The sequence below is a fragment of the Stieleria mannarensis genome (assembly GCF_014154935.1).
Taxonomy (GTDB): domain Bacteria; phylum Planctomycetota; class Planctomycetia; order Pirellulales; family Pirellulaceae; genus Stieleria; species Stieleria mannarensis.
In genome coordinates, this window is sequence record NZ_JACEHH010000102.1 from 1 (window position 1) to 5,769 (window position 5,769).

Genomic DNA, 5,769 nt, shown 5'->3' on the forward strand with positions numbered 1-5,769 from the left:
ATGCTGCCGCAATCGCCGCACAGAAAACCTGTCCCGTGATGGACGAACCGTTGGGCGGCATGGGCGTCCCAGGCAAGGTCAATGTCAACGGAAAAGCCGTCTACATCTGCTGCCCCGGCTGCGCCAAAAAGCTAGTCGCCGAACCAGACAAGTACCTCGCGGCCCTCAAAGCCAAGGGAATCACGCCACCCGCGTTCTAAATATGGCGTCAAACATCTTTCGCCGCCGGACCGACTGAGCGAATCAGATCGCTCCACATTTCACGCTGCTTGACCCAACACAGTTGCTTTGTAATCGGACGCAAGTTCCTTTCGTGAATTTTGGAACGCCCCGTCATTTCGCGGGGCAGGTAGAGCAACGCTTCTTGAATCTCGGGTGCGAGCAGCGATAGGCTCAGGATTTGAGTGAGACGGGGCTGCGAGACTTTGCCCAACTCGGCAAGTTCGATCGTGTCCTGTGCCTCACCACGCCGCAGCATCTCGTCCATACGAATCGCGAGCGCCATCAAGCGAGAAATCCTGGGAACCTTTCCGCGCCGTTTCACCGGCGGTTCGTCGGACGGTTCCGCCTTCTTCTTGGCGGGTTTCTTCAGGTTCACGTTGACCTTACATTTGACCGTAATCATGAATTCGTCTCCTGGTGTTGTTCGGTCGCTTCGGCGGAAAAGGTTTTGATGCCCGCCGGGTGCATCGAAATCGAAAGTGAGCTTTCGTCAGCGTCGAATTCGATCCGGCTGATCAGCAACGTCAGCACCGCCGACTTCTCTCGAGTGTTCAGCTCATTCCAAACGTTGCCAAAATCTGCAAAGGCGGCGTTCACATCACGCTCGTCGATCTGTTCCGCAGTCAAGCGTTCGATCTCGCCGTTAACGATTTCAAGCGACTCGATAATCCCGGCAACCTCTTGGTGCAAGGCGGCCAATCGCTCTGAATCGCCAGACCCGGCGTCAGTCGAGCTGCTTACGTGTTTCATCTGCTCGTGCTGGTGATTCAATCGTTGGGTGAGCTGCGTTCTTTGAGTATTCAACTCCGCCAATTCCGCTTCACAACGTTTGCTCGACTGCTCCAGCACATCGCGGCGCAAGCCTGGATCATCCGCGATGCAGCGAATCTGGTCGACCACGGCCGCCTCGATATCAGCCGCTGGCAGCGAGGGTGACGGACAATACTTCCGCCCGCGTTTGATTGCCGTCACACACGTGTAGTAGCGGTACACTTTCGACCGGCGGCGAGCGACGTTGTGAACCATCGAGTAGTTGCACGCCGGGCAATAGATCAAACCTTTCAACAACGCCTGATACTTGTTGACCAAGTGGTTGCCCCCGCCGCGAGCGTGACTACGCATCATCGCCGCGACATCGTCGAACAACTTCTGGTCAATGATCGGCGTGTGCTCACCCTTGAACGTCTGCGTCTTATGCTTGATCCGACCAATGTAGGTTTGGTTGGTCAACATTGTGTGCAGCGACGATTTATCAAACGGCTTGCCGCCTCTCGTCTTTCCCGATTTCGTTTTCCAAGACTTCAAGCACCATCCACGACGGTCAAGTTCTTCGACCACCGGCGTCATCGACTCCATCTCGAGGTACAAGCCAAAAATACGCCGCACCTTCGCCGCCTCGTCCGCGTTGACCACCAACTTCGGGCTTGGCCCGGATCGGTCGACGTCGTAGCCCAGCACCGGAATACCGCCCGCCCATTTCCCTCGCCGTCGTTGAGCCGCAATCTTGTCGCGAATCCGCTCGCCGATGATCTCTCGCTCGAATTGTGCGAACGAAAGCAGAATATTCAACGTCAACCGACCCATCGAGTGCGTCGTATTGAACTGCTGCGTCACCGAAACGAAAGACACGCCATGGTTGTCGAACGTTTCCATGATCTTCGAGAAGTCCAGCAAGCTACGACTCAATCGGTCGACCTTATACACGACCACGCAATCAATCTTTCCCGCCGCGATATCTTCCAACAATCGTTTCATCGCGGGCCGGTCAACGTTGCCGCCCGAGTAGCCGCCATCGTCGTACCTCGTCGAAATGACCTTCCAGCCCTCTTGCGATTGACTGGCGATGAAGTTCTCGCCGGCTTCACGCTGGGCGTCCAACGAATTGAATTCTTGATCGAGACCTTCCTCAGTCGACTTACGAGTGTAAATCGCGCACCGAATAATCCGCCGTTCAGATTCCGTTTGCTTTTTCATTTCTGTCTCCTTCCGAGCCGAAAGAAGAGGAATCCGTTGTAGCTGACCCCGGTGATCTCGCCAGCGACTTTCGACAACGAACGAAACCGTTTGCCCTCGTACTCAAATCCGTCCGTCAATACGAGCACCCGAACCATCTGGCCCTTGTATCGCCGCTTCAGAAAGCTGCCCGGCGGTGGCAAGCGAGGATCCCAGTCGACATACCCGTCCTCTTCAGGCGTGACCCGGCGAACGTTATCCAAAACCTCTTCGCGTGGAGCAGTCATGCGAAGATCCGAAGTCGCCGCCAACTCTCGAGCCTTCTGTTTCGCTTCGTTGCTCAGCCCGCCTTCGTCCAACGCTTGCAACCGCCAAGCGATTCGTCGCACCAAATACTTCTTGTGGCGACTGCGACAAACTTCATCAAACACTTCTTCGTAGAGCGATCGCAGTTCATTGACTGTCTTGTCCTCAAGCGCAGCCACTGCCAATCGAGTTTCATCCGTCATCGGCTTACCTCCGTGTTGGCTTTCTCCGCTTCGGGAACGATCGCCAATTCGTTGTTGTCGATCAATTCGGAATCTTGTTCGACATCGACTTGATTTGACTGGCGAGTGTAGATCGCACACTGCGTCGCAGACTGTTCTGCCTTGGTTCGGCAGCGAGTCAATGCACGCGAAAGAATGGCAGCGATATTGCTGCGTCTTGCATCACTCATGAATGGGTATCTCTGTGAAAGAAGGAATGGATTCGGCCGCGGGCATCTGCCGTTCAGAAACCGCGTCCGTCACAGAGAGCCCTGGAAACCGACCCGCCTCAAGCGGCTTTCCCAAAGAGTCTTCAAGAGTTCCCGAAACAGTTTCCAGACAAAACCGTTTCCACCGCCCCACGCCGCGACCAAGCAATTCAGCCACAGCCCGTCGTCGCTCATCTGGCGACAACTCACCCACATCCAAATCCGACTTACCCACACGCAACCCTTTGAAAGAACGACAAGCAACCGGGAGCAACCAAACGCTCCCTCCCCGGTTACCTATGCCGTCCTTCCGCCCACATGCGCGCCAAAGTAGAATTCAAGCCGATCAAAAAAATATTCACCCCACCAAGGAACGGTAACGAACAAACCGATCCCCGAGATCGAGCAATTCCTAAGAGAAAATCACTACATAATCTGCCAAGTGGTCTGACCAACGGTTAGAATTCCACAAGAGTTTGAAGACCGCCGGTCGCCCACAACTTAATGCCCACGGTCGCCTTTCAAGGTGACCGTGGGTTTTTTGATGCGCTAATCAACTCGGTGACGGGGCCGTGGTCGATCGGACCACGAGGGCCCGGAAGACGTATTGGTCCCCTATGTCCTATTGGTCCTATCACAGGATGGTTGTCCGATCCTGAAAAGGACGGGCAGAACAATGGGGGCAAAACGATTTTATGTTGCGATCGTTCTGCCGCGATCGCTTGGTTATCCTAGTCCACACTGACCAGTTCAACGATGAAGTGCAGGTGCGAGTGGGGAGGGATGGAGCCTGGGGATCCCCGTTCGCCGTAGCCGAGGCGGGACGGGACGTAAAATTCGATCATGCCGCCTTCGCCAACCAACTGCATGCCTTCGGTCCAGCCGGCGATGACGTTGCCCAATGGAAAAGTTGTCGGTTCGCCTCGTTCGTACGAGCTATCGAACACCTTGCCGCTGTTCAGCCAACCGCGGTAGTGGACGGTCACCGTGTCGGATGCCGTCGGTTTTTTTCCGGTGCTATTCCGCAGCACCCGATACTTCAGTCCCGAATCCGTCTGTGAAAATTCCGGAGGGGTCTCGGAATCCATCGGTCCCGTCCCGGCCTGGAATTCAGGTTTGTCGACAAACGAAATCGTTTTCGGTGCGGCCGGCGTGGTGTCCGGCGTCGCCAAGACTTCCGAGACCGGGGGACTCGGTGGTGCAGTGGATCGACACCCCGATACGGCAGACAGAAAGCACAATAGACACCCGGACAACCAAGTCTTCATCTCTAATCCACCACTTCTGTCGCGGATGCCGCGTGACTCCGGCGCATCCACGGGAGTTCTGCTCACCGTCCTAGTACGCCTGGGAGGGTAGCGAAGACGAACGTCCCCCGAAAGTCCGGTTTTAACCGTATGTGGGACAGGCCATTTGTTGGTGTGTATTGCATATCGCAGTACAATTCGGCGGTTCAACCTATGCCCAGTCTTCAGCCTCGGAAGCACGTGATGCAAAAGAACAACTCGTTGATGGTTCGATTGGATGATGAATCAAAAGCCTTGGTGAGTGCCGCCGCGGCAATGCGTCGGGTCGACTGACGGATGAAAGGCGCAGGACATTGGGAAGAAAAAAGAAACCGCTGCCGCCACGGGTCAAACGCATGAACCGCCGTGGCCGTCTACAGTCGGCACGGTCGTGGCTCCCGACCTATTCCGGAAAGAACGTCCTGAAAGGTTACTGCAAACATTTCGCGGTGGACTGGCGATGCGCCGCCGTGGAATTGGCTATGTTGGGGGTGGAGATCGATCCCGCCTATCTGGCGATGCGTGAAACGACCGAGGCTGAAAAGGCACGCAAGCGGAAGGAGCGTGAGCAACAGCAGGAGGCAGAAGAGGCCGCGCCCTGGCATCCCTACACCGACCCGCTGGCCGCCTATTTGGACGACGAGTACGAAGCGCTGTACGATCTCGAGCTACAACAATCGGTTGTCGATGACTATCGGACCGATCCTCCTTTGTAGATCGCTAAAACCAGATTCATCAACCGGGAGAAACTTGTGAACCGCTGTATTCCTCTCTGCCTGACCGCGACTGCGTGGCTTTGCATCGCCGCAACCGTCAATGCCCACTACCTTTGGATCTCGGTCGATCGCAATCCGGACGACCAATCCGGAACCAACATCTATTTCGAGGAAGCCCCGAAACCCGGCGACGGATCCTATCTGGATCACTTTCTGGGCAAGAGCGACGTCTGGGTCCGTACCATCGATCGCCCCGCCCCCGACGCGGTTCAGGCGGAGGAGATCAAGCAGGGCGACAACCGTTGGATGCGAGTCGCTTTGCCGACGTCGGACGAGTACAGCGTCGATGCCTACGGCAAGTTCGGCGTTTACCAGTACGGTCAAACCAAAGTGCTGTTGCACTACTATGCGCGAAATCTGGCGGTCCGATCGCACGATGCGATGCACGAGTTGGGACGGGCCGACCAGATGAAACTCGATCTCGTGCCGCATGATGTGGGAAGCCGGTACGAATTCACACTGCTTTGGCAAGGCAAGCCGGTGGCCGACCGGATGGTGTTTGTCCGCGGATCAAAGGGGTTTCGCAAAAACATCAAGACCGATGCGAATGGGCAGATCGAATTGGAGCGACCATCTTCAGGGACATTGACGTTGCGAAGCAGCGTCGAGGACCCGACATCGGGCGAGGAGGATGGTGAAGCCTATGAACTCGTGCGGCACAACATCACGTTGGTTATGCCGACAACTGCATCCGCTGACAGCCCCTGAGAAGCGATCAAGGCTGCGATCCTCGGGGACGTCGATTGTATTACAGCAGCCTTTGGCGACCTATTTAGATTGGCAGCGCCACTTTGGC

7 protein-coding genes and 1 pseudogene are annotated in these 5,769 nt (G+C 56.0%); 3 read left to right on the forward strand and 5 right to left on the reverse strand.

Annotated features, from left to right (window positions below):
* Positions 1–200, forward strand: a pseudogene (locus H1B37_RS32200) (hypothetical protein); the annotation flags it as partial.
* Positions 201–208: 8 nt separating this feature from the next.
* Here the strand turns inward: H1B37_RS32200 and H1B37_RS32205 are convergent.
* From H1B37_RS32205 to H1B37_RS32225, 5 genes are all read right to left on the reverse strand, one after another.
* Positions 209–625 carry a hypothetical protein gene (locus tag H1B37_RS32205; protein ID WP_197203802.1) on the reverse strand — a complete coding sequence of 139 codons (417 nt, stop codon included), beginning with the start codon at positions 623–625 and terminating at the stop codon, positions 209–211.
* Positions 622–2,196 (reverse strand): recombinase family protein, encoded by a 1,575-nt coding sequence (locus H1B37_RS32210; RefSeq protein WP_146439870.1) that lies wholly within the window; start codon positions 2,194–2,196, stop codon positions 622–624. The genes H1B37_RS32205 and H1B37_RS32210 overlap by 4 nt, the downstream gene beginning before the upstream one ends.
* Positions 2,193–2,684: a DUF2924 domain-containing protein gene (locus H1B37_RS32215; protein WP_182871391.1), complete on the reverse strand. Its 492-nt coding sequence runs from the start codon at positions 2,682–2,684 to the stop codon at positions 2,193–2,195. Before H1B37_RS32215 ends, H1B37_RS32210 begins: the two co-directional genes overlap by 4 nt.
* The gene (locus H1B37_RS32220; protein ID WP_182871392.1) at positions 2,681–2,893 is read right to left on the reverse strand and encodes a hypothetical protein; all 213 of its coding nucleotides are present in this window, start codon (positions 2,891–2,893) and stop codon (positions 2,681–2,683) included. Before H1B37_RS32220 ends, H1B37_RS32215 begins: the two co-directional genes overlap by 4 nt.
* A gap of 749 nt (positions 2,894–3,642) precedes the next feature.
* On the reverse strand, positions 3,643–4,179 hold the full coding sequence (locus H1B37_RS32225; RefSeq protein ID WP_182871393.1) for an FKBP-type peptidyl-prolyl cis-trans isomerase: 537 nt from the start codon (positions 4,177–4,179) through the stop codon (positions 3,643–3,645).
* Positions 4,180–4,553: 374 nt separating this feature from the next.
* Here H1B37_RS32225 and H1B37_RS32230 point away from each other — a divergent pair, with 374 nt between their 5' ends.
* On the forward strand, positions 4,554–4,913 hold the full coding sequence (locus H1B37_RS32230) for a hypothetical protein (RefSeq protein WP_182871394.1): 360 nt from the start codon (positions 4,554–4,556) through the stop codon (positions 4,911–4,913).
* Between the two features lie 36 nt (positions 4,914–4,949).
* Positions 4,950–5,681, forward strand: a complete 732-nt coding sequence (locus H1B37_RS32235) for a hypothetical protein (RefSeq protein WP_353620973.1) — start codon at positions 4,950–4,952, stop codon at positions 5,679–5,681.
* Positions 5,682–5,769: the final 88 nt, after the last annotated feature.